Raw genomic sequence first — 608 nt, 5'->3', positions numbered from 1 at the left:
ATCGCAGATTAGCACGTCCTTCATCGCCTCTGACTGCCAGGGCATCCACCGTGTACGCTTAGTCGCTTAACCTCACAACCCGAAGATGTTTCTTGCGATTCATCATCGTGTCGCGAAAATTTGAGAGACTCACGAACAACTTTCGTTGTTCAGTGTTTCAATTTTCAGCTTGATCCAGATTTTTAAAGAGCAAAACTTCGCAGTGAACCTTTGCAGGTACACTCTGAAGTATTTTTATTTAATCACTACAGAGATGGTGGAGCTATGCGGGATCGAACCGCAGACCTCCTGCGTGCAAAGCAGGCGCTCTCCCAGCTGAGCTATAGCCCCATAACATGTAGTTAAAACCTCTTCAAATTTGCGGTGCAAATTTGGTAGGCCTGAGTGGACTTGAACCACCGACCTCACCCTTATCAGGGGTGCGCTCTAACCACCTGAGCTACAAGCCTGTAGAGGTTTTACTGCTCATTTTCATCAGACAATCTGTGTGAGCACTTCAAAGTACGCTTCTTTAAGGTAAGGAGGTGATCCAACCGCAGGTTCCCCTACGGTTACCTTGTTACGACTTCACCCCAGTCATGAATCACAAAGTGGTAAGCGCCCTCCCG

2 tRNA genes and 1 rRNA gene are annotated in these 608 nt (G+C 47.7%); all 3 read right to left on the bottom strand.

The features are described from left to right. Positions 1-254: 254 nt before the first annotated feature. A tRNA-Ala gene (locus ACJHX4_RS26765) sits at positions 255-330 on the bottom strand. Between the two features lie 42 nt (positions 331-372). Beyond that, positions 373-449: transfer RNA gene (locus tag ACJHX4_RS26760), tRNA-Ile, on the bottom strand. Between the two features lie 68 nt (positions 450-517). Further along, a 16S ribosomal RNA gene (locus ACJHX4_RS26755) occupies positions 518-608 on the bottom strand; the annotation flags it as partial.

It is taken from the genome of Escherichia sp. WS2035 (assembly GCF_046487065.1).
GTDB classification, from domain to species: domain Bacteria; phylum Pseudomonadota; class Gammaproteobacteria; order Enterobacterales; family Enterobacteriaceae; genus Escherichia; species Escherichia coli.
The sequence above is the reverse complement of the archived record's forward strand: the minus strand, read 5'-3'. Positions and strand labels throughout refer to the sequence as shown.